The 22,653-nt window shown below is 63.0% G+C and carries 18 protein-coding genes; 13 read left to right on the forward strand and 5 right to left on the reverse strand.

Going from position 1 to position 22,653, the window contains the following annotated elements:
* The first annotated feature begins 78 nt into the window (after positions 1-78).
* From FJ039_01470 to FJ039_01485, 4 genes are all read left to right on the forward strand, one after another.
* Entirely contained in the window at positions 79-1,308 is a 1,230-nt protein-coding gene (locus FJ039_01470; GenBank protein MBM4404843.1) for a competence/damage-inducible protein A, read from the forward strand.
* Between the two features lie 69 nt (positions 1,309-1,377).
* Positions 1,378-1,812, forward strand: coding sequence for a hypothetical protein (locus FJ039_01475; GenBank protein MBM4404844.1), 435 nt, complete (start codon positions 1,378-1,380; stop codon positions 1,810-1,812).
* A gap of 94 nt (positions 1,813-1,906) precedes the next feature.
* Positions 1,907-2,521, forward strand: coding sequence for a hypothetical protein (locus tag FJ039_01480; protein MBM4404845.1), 615 nt, complete (start codon positions 1,907-1,909; stop codon positions 2,519-2,521).
* Positions 2,522-2,585: 64 nt separating this feature from the next.
* Positions 2,586-5,159 (forward strand): c-type cytochrome, encoded by a 2,574-nt coding sequence (locus FJ039_01485; GenBank protein ID MBM4404846.1) that lies wholly within the window; start codon positions 2,586-2,588, stop codon positions 5,157-5,159.
* A gap of 37 nt (positions 5,160-5,196) precedes the next feature.
* On the opposite strand, the gene FJ039_01490 is transcribed toward FJ039_01485, so the two are convergent.
* From FJ039_01490 to FJ039_01500, 3 genes are all read right to left on the reverse strand, one after another.
* Entirely contained in the window at positions 5,197-8,433 is a 3,237-nt protein-coding gene (locus FJ039_01490) for a VWA domain-containing protein (GenBank protein ID MBM4404847.1), read from the reverse strand.
* A gap of 96 nt (positions 8,434-8,529) precedes the next feature.
* A complete protein-coding gene (locus FJ039_01495) occupies positions 8,530-9,426 on the reverse strand; it encodes an AAA family ATPase (GenBank protein ID MBM4404848.1) in 897 nt (298 codons plus the stop codon).
* Positions 9,423-10,040: a dephospho-CoA kinase gene (locus FJ039_01500; GenBank protein MBM4404849.1), complete on the reverse strand. Its 618-nt coding sequence runs from the start codon at positions 10,038-10,040 to the stop codon at positions 9,423-9,425. Before FJ039_01500 ends, FJ039_01495 begins: the two co-directional genes overlap by 4 nt.
* 203 nt (positions 10,041-10,243) lie before the next feature.
* Here FJ039_01500 and FJ039_01505 point away from each other — a divergent pair, with 203 nt between their 5' ends.
* From FJ039_01505 to FJ039_01525, 5 genes are all read left to right on the forward strand, one after another.
* On the forward strand, positions 10,244-11,908 hold the full coding sequence (locus FJ039_01505; GenBank protein ID MBM4404850.1) for a hypothetical protein: 1,665 nt from the start codon (positions 10,244-10,246) through the stop codon (positions 11,906-11,908).
* A 53-nt stretch (positions 11,909-11,961) separates the two neighbouring features.
* Positions 11,962-13,350: an L-seryl-tRNA(Sec) selenium transferase gene (locus FJ039_01510; GenBank protein MBM4404851.1), complete on the forward strand. Its 1,389-nt coding sequence runs from the start codon at positions 11,962-11,964 to the stop codon at positions 13,348-13,350.
* A gap of 5 nt (positions 13,351-13,355) precedes the next feature.
* Positions 13,356-15,761 (forward strand): endonuclease MutS2, encoded by a 2,406-nt coding sequence (locus FJ039_01515; GenBank protein MBM4404852.1) that lies wholly within the window; start codon positions 13,356-13,358, stop codon positions 15,759-15,761.
* A gap of 197 nt (positions 15,762-15,958) precedes the next feature.
* Positions 15,959-16,147: a hypothetical protein gene (locus tag FJ039_01520; protein MBM4404853.1), complete on the forward strand. Its 189-nt coding sequence runs from the start codon at positions 15,959-15,961 to the stop codon at positions 16,145-16,147.
* Positions 16,148-16,299: 152 nt separating this feature from the next.
* Complete coding sequence (locus tag FJ039_01525) at positions 16,300-17,631, forward strand: replication-associated recombination protein A (GenBank protein MBM4404854.1); 1,332 nt, start codon at positions 16,300-16,302, stop codon at positions 17,629-17,631.
* A gap of 17 nt (positions 17,632-17,648) precedes the next feature.
* Here FJ039_01525 and otsB read toward each other — a convergent pair whose 3' ends face one another.
* On the reverse strand, positions 17,649-18,530 hold the full coding sequence (gene otsB / locus FJ039_01530) for a trehalose-phosphatase (GenBank protein ID MBM4404855.1): 882 nt from the start codon (positions 18,528-18,530) through the stop codon (positions 17,649-17,651).
* A 173-nt stretch (positions 18,531-18,703) separates the two neighbouring features.
* On the opposite strand from otsB, the gene ftsZ reads away from it, so the two are divergent.
* The 4 genes from ftsZ (at position 18,704) to FJ039_01550 (ending at position 21,465) form a co-directional block, all read left to right on the forward strand.
* Positions 18,704-19,873 carry a cell division protein FtsZ gene (gene ftsZ, locus FJ039_01535; GenBank protein MBM4404856.1) on the forward strand — a complete coding sequence of 390 codons (1,170 nt, stop codon included), beginning with the start codon at positions 18,704-18,706 and terminating at the stop codon, positions 19,871-19,873.
* 68 nt (positions 19,874-19,941) lie between these two features.
* Positions 19,942-20,430, forward strand: coding sequence for a hypothetical protein (locus FJ039_01540; protein MBM4404857.1), 489 nt, complete (start codon positions 19,942-19,944; stop codon positions 20,428-20,430).
* A 306-nt stretch (positions 20,431-20,736) separates the two neighbouring features.
* Complete coding sequence (locus FJ039_01545; GenBank protein MBM4404858.1) at positions 20,737-21,015, forward strand: AbrB/MazE/SpoVT family DNA-binding domain-containing protein; 279 nt, start codon at positions 20,737-20,739, stop codon at positions 21,013-21,015.
* Positions 21,016-21,465: a PIN domain-containing protein gene (locus FJ039_01550; protein ID MBM4404859.1), complete on the forward strand. Its 450-nt coding sequence runs from the start codon at positions 21,016-21,018 to the stop codon at positions 21,463-21,465.
* Between the two features lie 1,032 nt (positions 21,466-22,497).
* On the opposite strand, the gene FJ039_01555 is transcribed toward FJ039_01550, so the two are convergent.
* A partial coding sequence (locus FJ039_01555; GenBank protein MBM4404860.1) for an IS3 family transposase occupies positions 22,498-22,653 on the reverse strand: 156 nt, incomplete at its 5' end.

Below are 22,653 nucleotides of genomic sequence, written 5' to 3' on the forward strand. Positions count from 1 at the left end.
GGCACACCCTATGTTTCGCCTTGTTCCCCCCTCTGGCGCTATGCTACGATTCCCCGGCACTGCATCCAAGGACACCTCATGAAAGCCGAAATCATTTCCATTGGGACCGAACTCCTGCTCGGCGAAATCACGGATACCAACGCCGCCTACCTCTCCTCCGAACTGCCCGCCTTGGGCATAGACCTCTTTTACGTCTCCCAGGTCGGCGACAATATGGACCGCCTCTACGAAGTCTTTCACCGCGGCTGGTCCCGTTCCGATATCCTCCTCTGCACCGGCGGTCTCGGCCCCACTGAAGACGACCTGACGCGGGAGACCATCGCGAAGCTCACCGGGGAAAAGATGACGATTGTACCGGAGTTGGAGAAGGACCTGCGCGCCTTCTTCAGTCGCCGAAACTTCCCCATGCCGAACAACAACCTCAAGCAAGCGATGCTCATCCCATCGGCAAAGGCCCTCCCCAATCCCGTCGGCACAGCACCCGGCTGGTTCGTGGAGAAGGGCGGCAAGCTTCTCATCGCAATGCCCGGCCCTCCCAGAGAGCTGCGCCACATGTGGGAGAACCAGGTGCACCCCCGCCTCCGGGAGCGAGCCGCAGGCGGCATCCTGGTGAAGCGCACCCTCAAGGTCACCGGCATCTCCGAAGGCGCCGTGGACGAGCTGTGCGGCGAACTCCTCCGTTCTCCCAATCCCTCCATCGGCGTCTACGCCAAGCCCGATGGCATCCACGTCCGCCTCGGGGCAAAAGCCGCCGATGAAGCCGCCGCCCACGCCCTCATCTATCCGGTGGAAGTGAAGCTCCGCGAGCGCTTCGGCCAGTACCTCTGGGGCGCCGACGAAGAGACCATGCCGTCGGTCGTCGGCAAGCTCCTCCAGGAGCGCCGCTTGACCCTTGCCACCATGGAATCATGCACCGGCGGACTCCTCGCCAACACCATCACAGACATCCCAGGCAGCTCTGCCTATTACAAGGGCGGCCTGGTCACCTACGCCACGGAGGGAAAGATCGCCCACGGCGTTGACCAATCGGTCATCCAGGCCCACGGTGTTATCAGCGCTGAGACAGCCACTGCCATGGCGAAGGCCGCCCGCCTCTCCCTAAATGCCGATGTCGGCATCGGCATCACGGGCGTGGCCGGCCCTGCGGAGCAGGAGGGAAAGGCAGTCGGCACCGTCTACATCGGCATAGACCATGCGAAAAAGAGCTTAACTTTCGCCGGGAAATACCCCGGGACCAGGCTAGATATCAAGAACCGCGCCGCAACCAACGCCATCTTTCAACTGCGCAAGCTCCTCCTGGAATTGTGAGGGGGTACACTCCGGGAAACCTCCACCCGTCGTATATACTGGACATGAAGCGTTGTGACGGGTGAGGATATGCACGCCCAAGCAGTGCGCCGCCAGGCTCTCCCCTTCCAAGCCCCCATCGGCTGGGCAGCGCTGGCTGCTATCGCCCTCTTGCTTATCGGCCCCTTTATTGACCCCTACTTCGCCCAGCGCTCTCCCGACCATTCCCACCTCGGCCCGAACTACGCCGTTCCTCACATCCACGTCTATGAAATGGATGTGTCCAAGCTAGGGCTGCCCCTTCAGGCACAGCGCCAAGTCAATGCCGCCGCAACGGGCGGACCTATCATGCTCTCTGCCGAAGAGGCCGCTCCCGGCATCGCATTTCTCTCTCCCTCAGCGCCCAGCGCCACTGCTGACTTAGTCTATGCGCCGGATAAGCCTACTCTCTGGCAATCCCTCGAGCGCCCTCCTGCTCCCATCGGCCAAAGTTCAATCGCCCCTCTCAAACAGCCGCCGCGCTAACTTCTCCTAGTCCTCTTCCTTCCTCCACGGCGCATCGTGTGCCTCCGCCTGCGCCTTCGCAGGCGATAGAATCACATTCACGACTAGGAGCATCATGAGAAAACGCATCATTGCCATCCCTGCCCTTCTCGCGGCCCTGTTGCTTGCCCTCCCAGTTGCGACTGCCTCAGCCCATGAAAATCGCGATGTCGGCGCCTATCGCCTCACCGTCGGCTTCATCGTGGAGCCTGCCTTTGAGGGCATCAAGAACGGCGTTGACCTGCGCATAGCGAAGGGCGGTAATCCTGTAGCGGGTGTAGAAACCACGCTGAAGGTGGACGTGACTCACGTCTCCTCCAACACCACCAAGACCATGGACCTGCGCACCATCTTCCGCGACCCAGGCCACTACACGAACGACTTCATCCCCACGGCTCCCGGCCAGTACCGCTTCCGCTTCTTCGGCACCATCGAAGGCGTGCCCGTAAACGAGACTTTCACCTCAGGCAGCGGCTTCAACAATATGGAGCCCTCAGCCGACCTCCAGTTCCCCGTCCGCCTCATTGAAACCCGCGAGCTCCAGGGCGCGACCGAAACCGCCCTCGACACTGCAAGCGATGCCGACGACAAAGCCTCCTCCGCCAGGTTGATCGGCATCATCGGCATCATCGTCGGCGCAGCAGGCGTTGTCGTTGGCTGCAGCGCCCTACTTGCCTCCCGAAAGAAGTAGCCTGACAGTGTGACGGGTGCAGGCGGCCCGATTCATCGGGCCGCCTGCACGAAGGACTGAGCCGATGCTTGCCCTACAACGCGCGCGTCCCCTTGCGGCCCTCCTCCTGCTTGCCGTGCTTGCGCTGCAGTTCTTCGCCCACGGCCCGCAAAAAGCCTCCGCCCACGCCAACCTTGAGGCTGCCGATCCTCCGCAGAACGCAGTCCTCCAGGCCTCGCCATCGCGCATCTCTCTCCGATTCTCGGAGCCTATCGCCCAATCCTTTAGCTCCATCCAAGTCCTCGATACCGCTGGTGCCCGCACGGAAAAGGGCGAGGCCGTCGTTGACCCAGGCGATTCCAAAGTTCTGTGGGTCGGCCTGGATGCCCTTCCCAACGGCACGTATACCGTCGCGTGGCGCAACCTCTCCACCGTGGACGGCCACTCCGTGCGCGGCTCCTACGTCTTCTCCATCGGCGAACCGATATCGGCCCCCGCCGCCCCTCAACAGGAGCCACCGCTCCTCCGATCCAAGGCCGAGCCCTTCGTTCGCTGGGGCGCCCTCCTCAGCGTCCTCGCCATCTTCGGCGGCCTCGCCTTCCAGGTCCTCATCTTCGGGCCGGCCATCGCGCGCCTTCCGCGTTCTGAAGCCCTAGCCGGGGCCGCAACTCTCGTTCGCACGCGGAGCGCTCGATTCATAGGCGCGGCAGGGGCGCTCTTCATCGCCTCGTCCCTCGGCCTCTTCCTCGTCCAGGCAGGCACCGCCCGCGACCTCCCCTGGTATCGCACCTTCGGCGAGCCTCTCAACAGCGTCCTCCTGGACACCGATTACGGTCGCTGGTGGCTCTGGCGCGCCGCCCTCTTCATCGCCGTCTTCCTCTTCCTCGCCTTTCACGGCGCGATGGCCCGCAGGGGCCGCCCCCGCGACTTCCAGTTCGTCTTCCCCCTCGCCGTGGCGGCGGCAGGGGCGATGCTCCTCACCTATAGTTATACCAGCCACAGTGCCGCCGCTCCTGTTGTGCGCCCCTTCGCTATCACCTCTGATTTCTTCCACCTCATCGCCGCGGGTCTCTGGGCCGGCGGCCTCCTCTCGCTCTTCATCACCCTCCGGCTCTTCTCCCGCTCTCTCGGGGATGAGGAGCGCGTGAAACTCCTGCGGATCCTGATTCCGCGCTTCTCCGTCCTCGCCTTCACCAGCGTCGTCGTCCTGGTCGTCACTGGCGCCTACAGCGGCTGGGTTCACGTCTCCTCCCCCAGCGCCGCCGATACCCCGTATGGCGGAGCCTTGATCGCCAAGGTTGCCGTCCTTGCCATCCTCATCGTATTCGGTGCGCTCAACCTCCTCTGGGTCGGCAAGCGCCTCGCTGCCGATAGCCGCGCGCCGGCTCTCCTGAAAACCTTCGTCGCAAGCGAAGCCTCCCTCATCCTCCTCGTCGTCCTCGCTACGGGCTGGCTCACAAGCCTCGAACCCGCTCGCCAGGTCGAGGCCCGCCAAGCGCGGCTCGACGCGATAGCGCTCATCCAAAAAGTGAACGATGCCGCAGTGAGCGTCCGCGTCACCCCTGGGGTCGTCGGCAGCAACACGATTGTGGTGGAGGCCAGGGACCGCCGCGGCGCCATCGCCAATGCAAGAGAAGTGCGCGTCACCACCACCTTCCTCGGCGGCGATCTCGGCGCGCAGTCGGCTATCGCCGCGAATCAAGGCGATGGGCGATACATTGTCGAAAGCCTCTCCCTCAGCGTCACGGGACTCTGGCAGCTGGAAGTCCTGGTCGTGCGCCCTGACGGCTTCGACCTACGGACGGCTCACCGCTTCGAGCTTACGCCCACCGGCAGGCTCTCTGACGTCGGCCGTCCGGACGAGTCTCTGGGCCGCCGCCTCTTCGGCCTCGAGCTCCTCTTGATCGGACTGGCCTGCGCCGTCCCGGTCTTCGTCACAGGCAGCGTGCGAAGGAAGATCGGGAAGCAGCTCCTCGCCCCCGCCATCGGCCTTTCAGTGATCGGCCTCCTCTTCGTAGTCGTCCCCTCTCAGAAGGAGAGCGCCCGCGACGGCTTCCAAGTTAATCCCTTCCCTCCCACCGGCCCCTCGATCCTGGCGGGAAGGGTCGCCTATTCCCAGCAATGCGCGGCCTGCCACGGCGATACAGGTAAGGGCGATGGCCCGCGCGCCGCCGCACTCTCCATGCGCCCGCTCGATCTCACGGTGCATGCGCCCTTGCACCCGGAAGGCCAGCTCTTCAACTACATCAAGAACGGAACCAAGGTTCCCGGAAGCCCTATGCCCCCCTTCACCGGCACCCTCGCCGATGACCAGATCTGGCACATCATCAACTACATCAACTCCCTTGCGAGCCAAAGCCAAACCTCCACATCGCAAGCGCCGACGATCAGCTCCGCTGCCCAAGGGAAAAACATCTACATCGCCTCGTGCGCGCCATGCCACGGCGAATCAGGGAAAGGCGATGGCCCGCACGCCCCGGCCCACAACCCGCCGCCCTCCAACCTCACCCTCGGCGTGGCCCGCCTTACAGAAAAACAGCTCTTTGACTTCACAAGGAACGGTGTGCAGGGAACGGCCATGCCTGGCTTCGCAGGCTTCCTCAACGATCAGCAGATCGCCGACGTCGTCGCCCACCTCAAGACCCTCGCGCCTCCGTAAGGGCGACCGGCTGGTCGCCCTCGGCTCCGCTACCCGCCTACACCGTCAACCGGCGGTACAGCTGCGGCAGCCGGTGCGGCAGCGATGTGATGTCCGGCACGATCTCATACCCCATGTCGGAGCACATCGTCTTCAGATAATCGTGCCCGGCTCGGTCAACCGTCAGGCAGAACGGGACGATATTCTTTCGCCGCGCCTCGTTCAGCGCCATCCGCGTATCGTGAACGGCGTACTCCTTCTCAACACCCTCGCGGCTGTACCCCCGGTCCTGCGGGCGCCCGTCGCTCACCAGGAACAGCACCTTCGTCCGCGATTCCTGGCTCTCCAGTTTCGTCACGGCGTGCCGTATCGCCGGGCCCATGCGCGTCGCGTGCATCGGTGTGATCTTGTCTATCCGCCGCTTCACCGGCTCCCCGAATCGCTCGTCTATATCTTTGATGACGTAGAACTCCACATTCTCCCGCCCGTAGCCTGAGAAGCCGTAGATGCCGTACGTGTCGCCGATCGCCTCCAGCGCCCGGATGAGCAGCACCGTGCTCTCCTTCTCGATGTCAATGATGCGCTTATACGTGCGTCGGCTCATCTCCTCACGGCGCGTCCTCAGCCAGGTCATATAGTCCCTTGGGTCGTCCGGAAAATCCACCGTGTCAATCTGGCGGCGCGCTTCGTCCACCGCCTCCGCCGTGGATGCGCTCATATCCAGCAGGAACGCCACGGAGACCTCGCGCTCGATCTTGTTCCGCCGCCAGTAGACCTTGTCCGTCGGCGTCCCGCCAGCCATCCCTTCGATGACCGACTCCACGACCGTGTCGAAATCGTACTCGTCCCCGTCCGGCAGGTGCTTCACCTTCCGGTACATCTCCGGCGCCAGCATCTCGAACTGCTTCTTGATCCTCGAAACGAGTTGCGCGTAGCTCTTCAGCGTCTTCTCGTAGAAATCGCTCGTCCCCTCGTCCATCACCTTCTCGCGCACGGCGCACCAGCGCGGCTTGTAGTCCGCCGCGCGGAAGTCCCATTCATCGTAGAGGAACGTCTTCGGTTCGTTGCTGGAAAGCGGTCGGTCGTCCTCCGGCACGTGCGGGAACTGGTTCCCCGGACGCGCCTTCGCCTGCTGGTCCGCCGCCTCGCTCATCAGGTTGTCCACAAAGTTGCTTGCCTGGTCGTCAACCTCGCCCTCTTGAGCCTCCGTCATCTCCAGCTCGGCGCTCTGCTCCAGCATCTGCTTCAGCGCCTCCTGTGAGATCCCCTCCATCTGCATCTGGCCTTCGGGCTTCGATTTCTGCTTCCTTAGCTCCTTCAGCGCCTGCACCAGTTCCGGCTTGAAATCGCCGCGGAACTCCACCTGCTGCGGACTCTTGTACTCCCGCTGCTTCCCCTGAGGCGGCTGGCCGCTGCCGGAGCCTCCGGCCTGTAGTTCCTGCATCAGCTTCTCCAGCGCCTCGTCGCTCTGCTCATCCCCCATTTCGTCCATCTTCCGCTCGTCCGATCGCTCCTCTTCCGATTCCACGTTCGGCACCTGGCTGACGATCTCGTAGATGCGCAGGGCCGTCTCCGCCGTATCCTCCACCGTCGCCGTGTCCGCCTGCACCCCCCGCATCAGCATCGCGATGGCGTCTATGTGCTCATGCAGTTCGCTCGGCACGGAGAGGCTGCCGCCCGATTGCAGGCTCAGGCGTACCAGTACCTCCATCAACGCCTCGCGCAAGGGCAGGGTGTCCGGCGAAGGCCGCTGCGCCACCGATTCGCCCTGCACCCGGTCATACGCCGTTCGTATGCCGCGATAGTTCCCCTTCACCAGATGGTCAATACGCCCGTCTTCCACCAACATGAAGATATCGGAGGCGAGTTTCCGGTCCGGGAAGAGGTCAAAGAATCGCTGCAGGTCTGAGACCGCCGCCTTCGGCTTCTGTGTCTCTTTACTCAAGACCTCGCGCTGGTCTTTTCCGAGAAAAACCGTGGATGGCTTGTCGAAGAGGAACGCGAAGCTGCCGAACTCCAAATGGCCCACCTGATGCGTGACGATGACCTTGAACCAATTGAAGTTCTCGTCCTTCGTCGGGTACCGCTCTACGAACGACGGCACGAAGATATTCTTCCCCTCCGTCGTCGCACGCTCGGCTGAGTTCCAGCCGATGTTCTTTTCCTTCAGGTCCTGCGTCGGCATCAGGTCCACCGACTCCCCCGCCAGCGCGCGGCAGTACATCATCAGCAGCTCCTTCACCCGGTCCAGCGCCACGCCTGATGAAAGCGCCTCCACCACCCGCTCGCCGCGCGCCGATTCCATCCGGAAGAAGGCCAGCCCTCCATCCTCGTTCTCCTCCAGGATGCGCATCCCCTCGTCGAACCATCGCGCCAGCTGCTGGTCCTTGATCCGCGCCTGCACCTTCGGCGCATTGCGCAGAAAGTCGCTCACCGCCTGGGGGCAGGCGTTCACCAGCCGCTCCGCCATCCCTAACAGCGCCGGGTGCGTATCCTGGTCCATCTCGGAAAGCGCCGACGACGTCTCCAGAAGGAAGGGAATCACATTTGCGCCAGTCTCGCGCGGCAATCGCTCCGCCAGGGCCAGGAACCGGCTCCGCTGGCTCTTCTCCACTCCCGCCAGCGCCCGCGCGCCGTTCTCAAAGAAGGGCTTCACATCGCGCCAGTTCGCCTTCGCCAGGGAGACGGCCAGCGAAAGGAAGCCCTTCCTATCGCTCTTCTCCACCTTCGCGAAGACCTGCTCCGCGATCTGCAGGCACTCCGTCGCCGCGTCATACGAGCGCTGCGCCAGCCCCTCGATGAACTGGGCCGTCTCGTCCAGCTCATCCATGGAGATCGTGCGCAACAGGCGCGGCGTCACATCGAAGTAGGTGGAGGCCAGGGTGCTCGATTTCCACGTCCCCTTGTAGAGGCCGCGGCCCAGCCCGGCCCAATGGCCCAACTGCTCAATGGGCAGATAGTGGATGACTTCAGGCGTCGCCTTGAAAAATGCCGCCGCGATCACCGGCGAATCCGCCGCCAGCGTCCGCCCCCAGCGCGCCCAGCCGATCAGATGGCCGTAGGCCATCACGCCCACTACGGACGGCGTCGCGCGGAAATACTCCGTCGCCGCCTCCCAGGAGCGGAACGAGTGCTGGGCGATGGCGATGCCTTCCCGCGCCCACCCCTCAAAGTCCTGCGGTTCCAGGTTCCGCGCCGCCGCCTCCGCCGCCTTGCGGTACTCGGCGACGACCGAGACCGGAAACTTCTGCAGCTCCGCCTCTATGGACGAGCTATCGGGCATCTGCTCGCTCATGCCCTCTGCTTGCCAGGTGAGTTGACGTAGGGCGAGGCAAGGCTTGCCCGGAGTCGCCCGCAGGGTCCGCGCGACTCGCCCTTCCGTCGTTCCCCTCTACGAAAATATCGCCGAGACGACCTCTTCAAGGCTGCGCTGCACTTCCGCATCATCCGTCAGCGCCCAGATCACCGCCGATTGGCAAGCCCGCCGCGCCGGGATCCCACTCGCGATGAGCTTCCCCGCGTAGATCAGCAGGCGCGTGCTCACGCCCTCTTGCAGGCCGTGCTCTTTCAGGTGCCGCACCTTCTCGCCCAGCTTCGCCAGACTCGCCGCCGTCTCCGGCGCGACTCCCGCCTCGTGCTCGATGACTTTGCTCTCGATATCCCGCGTCGCGTAATCGAACTCAAGCGCCACGAAGCGCTGTCGCGTGCTCTGCTTCAGGTCCTTCAGCGCGTTCTGATATCCGGGGTTGTAAGACATCACCAGCAGGAAGTTATTGTGCGCCTCCAGGATCTGTCCGCGCTTCTCCACGGGCAGCAGCCGCCGGTGGTCCGTCAGCGGGTGGATCAGCACCGTCGTATCCTTCCGCGCCTCCACGATCTCGTCCAGATAGCAGATCGCTCCCGCCTTCACCGCGCGGCTCAGCGGCCCGTCTATCCACTTCGTCTCATGGCCCTCCAAGAGATATCGCCCCACCAGGTCGCTCGCCGTCAGGTCCTCGTGGCATGCGATGGTGACCAGCGGCATCCCCGTCCCGTTCTGTCCCGCTGAATCCTTCCCGCGCTTCTTCACCGTTGTCAGCGGCTTCCCCAGCCTCCACGACATATATTCGATAAACCGCGTCTTGCCGCAGCCCGTCGGCCCCTTGAGCAGCACCGGCACCTTTTGGCGGTACGCCGCCTCAAAGATCTCCACCTCGTCCTTCACCGGCAGGTAGAACGGCTCCTCGGAGTGGACGTACTCCTCGATGATGTACTGGCGGTAGAGCGTCTGCGTCTTTCCCGTGGTCATCTGGGGTGGTCCTTCGCTTTTCCGGTTAGCCGTTCGTCCCATAAGTGCTTCACCTTCGCCCGCACCTCTTCCAGCGTGCAGTTCGTATCGAGCATCACGTTCGCGTGCTTCGCCCGCTCGTCGTTCGTCATCTGCGAACGTATCCGCGCTCGGATCTGCTCCTCGCCCCAGTTGTTCCGCGCCATGATGCGCTTGATCACTACATCCTCCGGCGCGTGGGCCACCCATACTTCGTCCACCACGTTCTGCCAGCTCGCTTCGATGAGGATTGCCGCCTCGATCACCAAGACCTTCGTCCCCAGCGCTCGGTTCTCCTCGATCTTCTTCAGCAGCAGCTCCCGCAGCCGCGGGTGCACGATGCCGTTCAGCGTCTGCAGGTTCTTCGGGTCGCTGAAGACGATGGCCCCCAGCTTCTTCCGGTCTATCTCTCTATTCGGCAGCAGCAGGTCGGTGCCCCAGGTGGCGATCAGGTCCTTCCACGCAGGCGTCTCAGGCAGGTACGTCTCGTGCCCCACCTTGTCCGCGTCAACGATCACAGCCCCCAACTCTTTGAGGTGCTGCGTCACGGTGCTCTTGCCGCTGCCGATTCCGCCCGTCAGGCCGATGACAATCATGAACTTCTCTTCACTGTCGAAAATCTAGCAAATTGCCAGTCTAGCAGTCCAGGTGTACTGGGGCAAGGACAACAGAAGCGGCGCGCCTGGGGTCGCGCGTCTGTTCACGCGGCAGTATTGACAACATTGGTTATAGCATATACCATACTACTTCGGATCACAACATATACTAACTCCAATTTAACTATAGAGCGAGGGCTGATATGAAGGACCTGATGACGAAAGAGATTGACATTCTCCCTGATAGAAGCCTGATGCCCAAGATCGGCCAGACAGGCTACTCGGTAAGCCAAGCTATTGCTGAACTAGTCGATAACTCAATTGATGCTCGCCATGAAAGCAAACCTCTCGTGGTTGAAATCGAGTTTGACGATAGCAGAGGTGAACTCCTGATCACAGACAATGGTGTGGGAATGGATGAGTCAACAGCCGCCCAGAGTCTGAAACTGGCTCACTCCACCAAGAAAAACAAGTTGGGGGAATTTGGTCTCGGTCTGAAAACTGCGGCGACAAGTCTCGGGAAGAAATTCCAGATTGTCACTAAAAGATCTGGCAGTGACGAGCAGTACATCCTGGAATACGACGAGGACAAATGGCTCAAGAGCGGTGACTGGACCAAACACGAAATGAAGATCAGGACGGGAGTCGACAAACAATTATCAGGCACAACTATTACGATTAGCCACCTCCGCTTCAATATTTACCCAAACCTGCCTGGGAATGTTAGAAAAGACCTGGCCGCGAGGTTTGCTCCTTTTGTCGAGAACAGCGAGGTGAGTATCAGGGTAAATACGAAATGGTGCGAGCCTCAGCCCCTTGAATTGAAGACGGAATATCACGACCCCGATGGCAAGGAACCATTTAGCGTGAAATTGGAGAGCGGCAATATTGTGACAGGCTGGCGGGGTCTCCTTAAGCGCGGCTCCGACAAGGGAGACTATGGTTTCCGAGTATACCGACGTGGTCGACTGATACTCCAGCACGCGAAAATCGGCTTCAATCCTCACCCTGAGGCCCGCCAGATTATCGGCGAAATCCACTTGGATCACATACCAGTCACCCACAACAAGCGTGAATTCATACAAGAATCCCCTCTGTGGCAAGAGTTAATAAGCGAAGAGGGGATCTTCTGGAATTTCATGCGTGACCTCGTAAGAGAAGCCAGGTCCTCTGTACGAAGAACCCAAATTGATCAGGGTATTCTCGACAAAATGGAAGTGCAGAAGGACATGATAATGAAAGCGATAAAGAAAATTCCAGAACTCAAAGAATACGCCTTCCCAGATATCAAAGAAAAGATTAGGAGTGATAAGAACCAGAGCGACGAAATCGATACGGTGCAGGTAGAGCAGCGAACTCCAACTGATGCCATGCCTGATGTCGTCTCTATTGAGGAAGAGTCTGTCCCTTACAACGCAGGTGGCCGCAAACCAAAGAAAACGCACGCAAAGAGCACCTACTACATCATCGTTGATGGAAAAAAGTTTAAGGTTGAGCACAGTTTCGTTGATCTAAGGACCGAAGACGTCTTGAAAGATAAAATTGTCGACGAGACATCAGGTATTCAGGTTTTCACTAACATTTCATTCCCGGGATTTGCTAACACCAAGGATCACGTCTTTTACGGTGCGTGGAACATAGCCGAAGCTATTGCTGAGGTTATGGTTGAAAAGAACAAGAGGTCATTTTCAGAGGTAATAAAGATCCGGGACCTCATCTTAAAGAAAAGCGCCGAAATCACTCGCGAATTGGATGAGGTCGAACGGGAGAAAAAGGCTGTTGAGCGCCTGAAGAAAGAATACGAGGAAAAGATGGCGAAGATCAAAGAGATCGAGCGCAAACACGTGGAGATACGCGCTAAAAACTAATACCGCACATGCTGATTCGATAGTCCTCTCATCACCATATTGCATGGTGGATTATGTTCCCTAACTTGTCCTCCCCGTCCTTCCGCAGCCTCCCAAGCGTGGATAGGCTTCTCGCCCATCCGCGTATGGAGGCCCTTGCCCGGCGCTATGGCCGCGAGACGGTGGCCGATGTCGCCCGTGCCCAGCTCGCCATTGCTCGCGAGCGCATCGCAAGCGGCAGTCCCGCTCCATCCGCGGACGATCTCTCCCTCGCCGTTGAGTCTGCTGCCGCCGCCCTCTACGCGCCCTCCCTTCGCCCTGTCATCAACGCCACCGGTGTCGTCATCCACACCAACCTCGGCCGCGCCCCCTTGAGCGCCGAGGCGACGGAGGCTATGCGCGCCGCAGCCCTTGGCTACACCAACCTCGAGCTCGATCTCTCCACCGGCGAGCGCGGCTCCCGGCACACCCATCTCGAAAACCTGCTCACCCGTCTCACCGGCGCCGATGGCGGCATCGCCGTCAACAACGGCGCAGCCGCCGTCATGCTCGGCCTCAACGCCTTCGCCTTCGGCAAGGACGTCCTCGTCTCCCGGGGCGAAGCCGTGGAGATCGGCGGCGGCTTCCGCATCCCGGACATCCTGAAGAATAGCGGCGCGCGGCTCGTCGAAGTCGGCACCACCAACCGCACCTACGTCCGCGATTACGAAGCCGCCTTCAGCCGGAACACCGGCGCTATCCTCACCGTCCATCGCAGCAACTTCCGCGTCGTCGGCTTCACCGATTCACCTACGCTGGAAGAGCTCGTCCAGTTCGCCGCCAAGAAAAAAGTCCCGCTCCTTCACGATCTCGGCAGCGGCTGCCTCTTAGAGACGCGCGACTTCGCTCTAGCCCATGAGCCGATGGTGCAGGAGAGCGTCAAAGCCAAGGCCGATCTCATCTTCTTCTCCGGCGATAAACTCCTCGGCGGCCCCCAAGCCGGGCTTATCGTCGGCAAAGCCAAATATATGAAGGTGCTAAAGGCGCACCCCCTCGTCCGCGCGCTGCGCATAGACAAGATGACCACCGCCGCCCTGCAAGCCACCCTCCTCCACTACATCCGTGGCGAAGCCAGCGCGAAGGTCCCCGTCTGGCGCATGATCGCAACCCCCATCGCTGAGCTCGAACAGCGCGCTGGCCGCTGGGCTGGCGCCATCGGCGAAGGCGCGCGCGTCGTGGACGCCCAGTCCACCATCGGCGGCGGCAGCCTGCCTGGAGAGACCCTGCCTACCCGCGCACTCGCCATCGCCGGCAGCGGCACGGCCCTCAAGGACCATGCCGCTCGCCTCCGCGCCGCGCCGACTCCTATCATGGCCCGGATTGAGAAAGGGATGCTCCTCCTCGACCCCCGAACCGTTCACCCGGACGATGATCCCATGCTTCTCGGTTCCCTCAAAGTCGCCCTCGGAGCCAGGCAAGTCTAACCGCGATGGGCACACCAAAGCTCTCCCCTGGCCAGCGCGCCCTCCTCGACCGCTCCCTTCGGACCCTCGAGTTCGATAAGGTCCTCGATCGACTGGCCGCCCACGCCTCTTTCTCCCTTAGCAAAGAGGCCGCCCTTGCCCTCAGGCCGTCCTTCTCCCACGAAGAGATCCTCCGTGCCCAGCGCGAGACCTTGGACGCCATCCGCCTCCTCCAGCTTCGTCCCGATTTCGCCCTCCAGGCCATCCACGATATCTCGCGCCTGGTGCATACCGCCTCCATAGGCGGCCAGCTTGAGGGCCCAGACCTCGTCACCATCGCCGAGACTCTCGCCGCCATCCACTCCGCCCGCGCCACCCTCCTTCGCATGGAGCACGACCTTCGCACCCTCGGCGCCATGGGCAAGATGCTCGGCGATTTCAAAGAGACCGAGGCAATCATCAGGCGCACCGTCAACCGCCAGGGCGAGGTCCTAGACGGCGCAAGCCCCCTCTTGGCGCGACTCCGCAGCGAGGAGCGCATCACTCACAGCCGCCTCCAGGCGCGACTCCGCGAGATGGTCAACAACCCGGAGACGCGGCGTCTCCTCCAAGAGCCGTTCCTCACCACCCGCGACGACCGCTACGTCCTGGCTGTGAAGTCGGACTTCCGCGGCCAGCTCCAGGGTATCATCCACGATATCTCCGCCAGCGGCGCCACCGTCTTCATGGAGCCCATCACCATCGTCGAGATGGGCAACGCCTGGCGCGAGCTCAAGCTCGCCGAGCGGCGCGAAGTCCAGCGCGTCCTCCGCGAAGTCAGCGCCATCGTCGGCGAGCGCGGCGAGGAGATTCAAGCCGGCCTCGAGATACTCGCCCAGATAGACCTCGCCATCGCCAAAGCCCGCTACGGCAACGCCATCAAGGGGATATGCCAGGAGATCGCCCAGCCGCCCCAGGGCGGACGCGCCAACACCATCCGCCTCCACAACGCGCGCCACCCCCTCCTCACGGGCGATGTCGTCCCCATCTCCGTCGAGATTGGCAGGGACTATCATGCCCTTGTCATCTCCGGCCCCAACACCGGCGGCAAGACCGTCGCCCTCAAGACCATCGGCCTCCTCGCCCTCATGGCCCAGGCCGGCATCCCCATCCCGGCGGGCCAAAGCTCCTCCCTCCAGATCTTCGACGGCATCTATGCCGATATCGGCGATGAGCAGAGCATCGCCCAGTCCCTCTCCACCTTCAGCGGCCACCTCAAAAACATTATCGAGATCCTGCGGCTCGCCACCAACCGCTCCCTCGTCATGCTCGATGAGCTGGGCGCCGGCACAGACCCCCAGGAAGGCTCCGCCGTCGCCCGTGCCATCCTCGTCAGCCTGGTGCGCAGGCAGGCCACCGCCATCGTCACCACCCACCACGGCGAGCTGAAAACAATGGCTAACTCCACCCCCGGCGTCCGCAACGCCAGCGTCGAGTTCGACCCCGTCACCCTTGCCCCCACCTATCGCCTCATCATCGGCATCCCCGGCCGCAGCAACGCCCTCGCCATCGCTGAGCGCCTCGGCCTCCCGAAAGACGTCCTTGCGGAGGCGCGCGCCTCATTAGGCCCGGCCGCCGCCCAGATGGACACTCTCCTCCAGGAGATCCAGGCCGAGCGAAAGAAGATCGAAGAGAACCAGAAGACCATCGAACGCGCGCGGCAGGATCTGGAAACGACCCGCGCCGATGCCGAGCGCCGCCTCGCCGAGCTGGAGAAAGAACGCCTGCGCGGCACCCTCCATCACAAGGTGGAAGTCCAGGTCCAGGCTGAAGAGCTTCGCAGCCGACTGCGCCATGCCGCCCGGCGACTCAACTCCCTCGTCGGCGATAAGGGGCGCAAGGAGCTTGCCGAAATCACCGCCGAGGTCGAAGAGATCAAGAAGGCCGTCGGCAAAGAGGAGTGGAAGACGGAAGCCGTCGAACGCCCCGCCGTCGCCGAAAGCATCTGCCCCGGCGACCTCGTCCGCATCCAGGGGCTCGATACGCCCGCCGAACTCCTCTCCGGCCCCGATGACCGGGGCCGCTACGAAGTCCAGGCCGGCCCCCTCCGTATCCACGTCACCCGTTCGCGCATCCTATCTAAAGAGAAGCGCTCGCCGCCGGAGCCCAAGCGCCCCATCAACGTCTTGAAAGGCGTCGAGAAGCGGGCCATCGTCGGCGATGAGCTGTGGGTCCACGGCATGCGCGCGCAGCAGGCGGTGGAGGCGGTCAATGACTACATTGAAAAGGCGGCTCTTGCAGGCCACACCAGCGTTCGGATCATCCACGGCAAGGGCCAGGGGATACTCCGCAAGGCCATCCAACGCGCCCTGGGCGACCACCCCCTCGTCGGCCTCTTCCGCGATGGCGGCCACGGCGAAGGCGGCGAAGGCGTCACCATCGTCGAACTGTAGGGGCGGAGAACCTGCCCTGAGTCCATCGAAGGGTCCCGCATCGTCCAACTCCGTCACCCTGAGCGTTTCTTATCCGCAAGGAAGCGAAGGGCGTACATCCGCCTCCTCTTTCCCATCTTCACCGGTACGGGCGGCCCTTCCTCGGGCTGGCTACGCCAGGGCTCAGCCCCGCCCGCTCTGAACTGTGAGGCACACCCATGCTCACTGAAGAATACATCTGCGAAAGCTGCGGCCATGTCTTCCCCAGCCGTTTGCCCATGGCCCAGGAGACCTGCCCCCGCTGCGGCGCCTCCAAGCTCAAGCGCAACCCCTGGCTCATGGGCACCGACCAAGCCGTCTCCCTCACCGACGAGGACTACCGGCACAAGGTTGAAGTGACCACCTGATGCTAACCCCGTCCGCCGTGCGCGGACACAGCAAAACGTAGGGGCGGCCCGATACCATCGGGCGAACGCGGCGCGCGCCCTCTCCCTTCCCCCGCCGTATAATGCCCTCCACCGCCATGCCTCCCTCTCGCAAAGCACACGACCCGCGCCAGATGCCCGGCCTCTTCCCGCCGGAAGAGACGCCAGCTGACGCCTTCGACCACAAAGCCCCCCTTGCTGCGCGCATGCGCCCGCGTACCCTCGATGAATTCGCCGGCCAGGAGCACCTCGTCGGCCCTGGGCGCATCCTCCGCAAGTCCATCCAATCCGACCAGGTTCCCTCACTCGTCCTTTGGGGTCCGCCTGGCAGCGGCAAGACCACCCTCGCGCGCATCATCGCCAACGCTACCAAGGCCCACTTCTCTCCCGTCAGCGCCGTCACCTCCGGCGTCGCCGACTTGCGTCGCGTCGTCCAGGAGGCCCAGGAGCGCAAGCGCGCCACCGGCCAACGGACCATCCTCTTCATTGATGAGATCCACCGCTTCAACAAGGGCCAGCAAGACGCCATCCTGCCCTATGTGGAAGACGGCACCGTCACCTTCATCGGCGCGACTACGGAGAACCCGTCCTTCGAAGTCGTCTCGCCGCTCCTCTCCAGGGCGCGCGTCTTCCACCTCAAGGCCCTGGAGCCGCAGCACCTCAAGCGCCTCATCGCCACGGCCCTTCGCGATGCCGAGCGCGGCCTGGGGGCGTTGAACCTCCGCCTGGAGCCCGAGGCCGAAGCCTTCCTCCTCACCGTCGCCAACGGCGATGCGCGAACGGCCCTCAACGCCCTGGAGCTTGCCGCCTCAGCCGCCGAAGTCGGCCCCGCCGGGGAGCGGCTTATCACCCTCGCCATTGCGGAAGACGCCATGCAGCGCCGCCACCTCAGGTACGACCGCGCCGGCGATGAGCACTATGACACCATCTCCGCCTTCATCAAGTCCATCCGCGGCTCCGACCCCGATGCCGCCGTCTACTGGCTCGCGCGCATGCTGGAGGCCGGCGAAGATCCCCTCTTCATCGTGCGCCGCCTGGTCATCCTGGCCTCGGAGGACATCGGCCTCGCCGACCCGAACGCCCTCGTTATCGCCGTCGCGGCGCAGCAAGCCGTCCACTTCCTCGGCATGCCGGAGGCCCACTTCGCCCTCACGGAGGCAGCGATCTACCTGGCCGCCGCGCCCAAGAGCAACAGCGCCCTCACCTCCTACGCCGCCGCCAAGGCCGATGTAGAGGCGACCCTCAACCAGCCCGTGCCGCTCCACCTGCGCAACGCCCCCACCGGCCTCATGCGCGCACTGGGCTACGGCAAGGAGTACCGCTACGCTCACGATTACGCAGGCCACCAGGTGGAGCAGCAGCACCTGCCCGATTCGCTGAGGGGCAAGCGCTACTACGAGCCGGGGTCGGAAGGCTTTGAGGCAGAGATCGCCAAACGCCTCCGAACCTGGCGAAAACGCCCGTAGGCTCGGTCGATCGCTCGCTAGCGCGTCCCCGCCACCAACTCCAGGAACTGACGCACCTCTGCGATGGAGGCCAGCCGGTACTCCGCCGCCGTCGGGACCGTCGTCCCGCCCACCCGCGCCGTGATGCCGATGCGCCGTATCGCCTTGAAGCCGTCCTCGTCCGTCTCGTCGTCCCCGATGTAGAGCGCCAGCACATCCTTCGCATCGCCGGTGAAGGCCCCTGATGTGTCCACGATCTTTCGCGCGTCCGCCCCCGGCCCGCCCAGCAGCATCGCCAGGCCGTGGCCCTTGCCCCATGGCTCGCCGGGGCGCACTTCCAAGAGGCGTTTGCCCAGGGTCACGCGCACCTCGCCGGCCTCTCGCCAGGGAGAGACCACCCGCTCGAAGGCCCGCTTCGCCATGGCCACCGTCTTCGCGTCCGGCGCCTGGCGATAGTGGACGGCCAGCGTGTAGCCCTTCGGCTCCAGGTTCACGCCGTTAAACGGCGCAAGCTCCCGGGCCAGCTCCTTCGCCACCTGGGCAGTGACCCGCTTGAACTCCGCCGCCCTGGGGTGATGCCACAGCCTGCCGCGCCGCTCGATATCGAAACCGTGGGTGGCGATGTAGGTGATGTCCCGCAGGCCGACGCGGCTCTTGAGATCGTCCAGGGCGCGCCCGCTCACGATGGCCACTTCCACCCCGGGCAGCTTGCCCAGCCGCGCGATGAGGCCCTTCGTCTCCCCGGGGAGACGCGCATCGGCGAAGTGCTGGACGATGGGGCTGAGCGTCCCATCGAAGTCCAGGCCGATGAAGAGCTTGGGCGCACCCGCGATCCGCTCGCGCACCTCAGGCCAGGCCGCCAGCAGGTTCGCGGCGCGATCCGATTTGGCTGACGTTCTTTTCGGGCTCATGGGCATCAAGTATAGGCTATCGCACCTACTATTATCGAATTCATTCAAAACTCGTCTAAAAACTTATTGACAGCCTATCCCTGGTCGCGGCATAATTATCTTGAACTTAGTTTAGAACCACGTCACGGACGTGGGGCTGGACAGCTATCTCGCCCCATTGGGGCTTGGGCGAAGGAGCCGCTATGCCGTACGACGCGACATCTCCAAACCCGATGCCTGAGCAGGTCATCGGCAAGGCCGTCATCAAGATCGTGGGCGTCGGCGGCGGCGGTGTGAATTCGGTGCGCCGCGTCAACGTGAACGAAGTCCCCGGCATCGAGCTTATCGCCATCAACACGGACACCGTCTCCCTGGACACCGTGAAGAACATGAAGACGATCCACATCGGCCCGCAGACCACGCGCGGCCTGGGCGCGGGCGGCAAGCCCGAGATCGGGCGGCGCGCGGCGGAGGAGACCAAGGAGACGATCCGCAAAGAGCTCACCGGCGCGGACCTTGTCTTCGTCGTGGCCGGCATGGGCGGCGGCACCGGCACCGGCGCGGCGCCCCTGGTGGCGCAGCTGGCCCGCGAGTGCGGCGCGCTCTCCGTCTCCATCGTCACCACGCCCTTCGGCTTCGAAGGCTCCCGCCGCAAAACGATCGCGCAGATGGGCTTGGACCCCCTGAAGATGGCCTCCGACACCATGATCGTCGTCAACAACGACCGCATCATGTCCTCCGTGAAGAAGAACACCACCATCATGAACTCCTTCGCGGTGGCGGACGATGTGGTGAAGGACGCCATCATGGCCGTCTCCCGGGTCATCAACGTGGCCGGGGACATCAACGTGGACTTCGCCGATATCAAGACGGTGGTGAGCGGCGGCGGCGCAGGCGTCATGGCGGTGGAGCGCGCCGAGGGTAGCCAGCGGGTGATGAAGGCGGCCAAGCTCGCCATCGAAAATCCCCTGATGGACGCCACGGTCCACGGCGCCAAGGGCATCATCTTCTGCGTCAACGGCCCGCCCGACCTGAGCATGGCGGAGATCAGCGAAGCAGGCACCTTCCTCTCCAGCATCGCCGATAAAGAGGCGAATATCTTCTTCGGCATGCACATTGACGAAGGCCGCCCGAAGGACGACGACCATGTGGAAGTGGTCATCATCGCGACGCACCTGCCGCCGCCGGCGGACGAGGGCAAGGCTGAGCGCATGTCCGTCACCGACCGGGTGAAGCTGGCCACAGCCCGCTACTACTCGGACGAAGACCTGCCCTCTTTCCTCAGGCTTCCCGGCCAGCAGGCCCCCGCGCCGACGAACCAGAACGGCCCTGCCAGGCCCAAGTACCAGAAGATGGACGATATCTTCCGCTAGACCGAGACCAGCGCTACGACATTCCCTACCCGGGCTCACCACACCCCTAGACACCTCCGGAGCCTCCCATGCCTGCACAAGTCGTCGAAGACGAAGAGATCGAATACGAGTCCCCTCGCGCGGAGATGACGCCGAAGGTCTACCTCCCGCCGAAGGAGACGGAGACCGAGGCCTCCAAGGCCAAAGAGCCGTCCCGCGCCGCGATGCCGCCCATCGGCGCGGCCGCGCCGCCTTCGCCCGAGCTTTACCGCAAGAGCGCCGTCCCGCCGAGCGACAACTTCATCGAGCGCTACGGCCGCGCCTGGACGTGGGACTCCTGGGCGCGACGCATCGAGCATGAGGCGCTCATCATCGCCCAGACGATGGAGTCGGTCATGTACGGCATCGTCGGGGGGCTGATCGTCTTCGGCCTGGCCGCCATCCCCGCCATCTATGTGGACGACTACCGCCACCTGCTCTGGCAGCCCCTGGGCGCGGCCTGCGGCATGCTGGCGGGCGTCATGCGCTCCCACCGCCGCTGGAAGGCCATCTTCAAGTCCCACGGCAACCTTACTTAACCCCGTCATCCGCTGGTGAGCGGGGAGGCCGGCCCATGTGGCCGGCCTCTCTGTTTGTGGGGAAGAGGCAAGTGCGCTTATCCACCGATTGCACAGATTTTGCTTTTGGGACCTGGTGGTTTTTCTCTTTTACCTGTCTTTCCTGCTTGTTTGAGGAGTCTGGTATGGGCCGGCCCTCCCTTTCCGAAGGGCGCCGGGGCTACACTGGAGAGACCAGGGAGACATCTCTCAAGCCTCCTTGACACACTCCCTGGCCATCCCGCACTATGGTGGAAATTCCGATTTTCTGAAAGTAGGCTGTTCCCCATGGTCCTCATCAAGCCTCGCAACAAAGTCGTCCGCGCCCTGCCCAAGGGCCAGCTCACCATCCCCCGCGACTTCCGCGACGCCCTGGGCATCGAGGCCGACTCCCTCCTCACCATCTCCCTGGTGAACGACCACCTGGAGATCGCACCCCTGCGCCCGGCTGCCGATGACCTCCGGCGCTATTCGGAAAAGGACATCGCCCGCTTCCTCAAGGAAGACAGGCTCGATGCAACGACCGCCAAGAAGGTCCAGGCCCTCCTCCGCAAAGCCCCACGCTAGATGGCCACCCCCTCGCGCCCGAGACTCTTCCTGGACGCCAGCCTCCTCGTCGCCGCCGCGCGCTCGCCCCAGGGAGGATCCGCCACGGTCCTCCAGCTCTGCGCCCACGGCCTCTGCCGCGCCATCGTCACAGAGAAGGTCCTCCTGGAGGCGCGCGTCAACATCGCAGAGAAGTTCGGGGCCGCGGAGCTAGCCCGGTTTTACGAACAGCTCGCCTCGGCCAAACCGGAGATCGCTCCGCCTCCTTCCGAAGATGCCGTCCGGCGCTGCCAGCCGCTCACCACGGCCAAAGACGTCCATGTCCTCGCCGCCGCCATAGACTCGAAGGCCAGCCATCTCCTCACCCTGGACCGCCGGCATCTCCTGACCCCCGCCATCCAGCGCGCGGGTCTTTCCTTTGCCGTTCTGACGCCAGGGGATTTTTTGAAGGCCTTTGTGGCCAACCTGTAGGGGTTGTTGTGTCTCTTCGGCTTTCCCTGTTGCCTCCTACTTCACTTTTGGTTTGAGGAGTTCCGCAGACGGCCCGGAAGCTGACTTTCGAATCGCTGAACGGTCTAGGGACGGGAGAGCGATCGCTCGAAACGAGAATCGAGCGTGGCGCAGCTGTTGGGGCATAAGCCCCTAGGCGGACGCCACTGCGCCGTATCCCGCCAGCGAAGAGGCCGGCGGGAAGAACCCACGTGAACCCCGGGGGACCGGGGCCCGGCGCACGGCGACTGACGTCTGCCTGCCATTCTCGACTGTGAGTCGTTGGTTTTTCCGAACCGGCGCGTATACCTCCGTAAGCCGACCGCCGTGATCGCGGATCTTCCAGACACGGGCCCCCGATGGCTCGGGATGCTCGGCGGCCTTGGCGACTCCTTCGCGAATGGAGGCGCGCGAACGCCGAGCATGTCTGCGGGTGCGCGCCTTGCGGCGCGCTATGGGCGTCCGGGCTCCTGTCCCGGACGCTGGGGCAAACAAAAGGGGAAGCGGTCCGACAGAGGGGCGCGGGCTACGCGCCGATCCACCGGTCCGCCTCCCCGGCTGTTTGTCCTGGCGAAGGCTTACACAATCATGCTAACCGCATAGTGCGGGAGTGTCAAGTGCTCCTTGGCGACCCACAAATCAAGATTTCGAGCAATTGCAAGTAAGGGGATAAAAGAGTGTCGTATTGACAGGAAAGTCATCCATAGATAAATGTATCACCCTTAATTAGGAAAGCCTCTTCAATAGGCGCATGGCGGAAGCTCTCCAGAAGAGCACTCCTACCTACTATTTTTGGTTCTCACTCTTACAGTTCTCGGGATCTATCTGGTGTTAAATGGTAACCAACCAGCTTGGGTAGTCGTCTCAGTAAGCGCAGATATCGTGGTTGTAATAACTCTCTGGGAAAATTGGCGTCCTCTAAGGGAAATAGTAGGAGAGAACGTCTCGCGGGGCACGCACAGAGGACGCTCGACTATACACAATGAACCGCCCCGGGTTTGATGGAGGGCTCGTTTATTGAGTCCCGGCTCTTGCCGGGGCCAGTATAGCACCGTTGGTGGCCTCATACTCCGCTGGTGGCAGGTAGCCGATGGCGCTGAAGAGACGCCGGTTATTGAACCAATCCACCCACTCCAAGGTTGCCAACTCCAGGTCTTCCCTGCCGCGCCA

The sequence above is a fragment of the Chloroflexota bacterium genome (genome assembly GCA_016875535.1).
Classification (GTDB): Bacteria; Chloroflexota; Dehalococcoidia; order SHYB01; family SHYB01; genus VGPF01.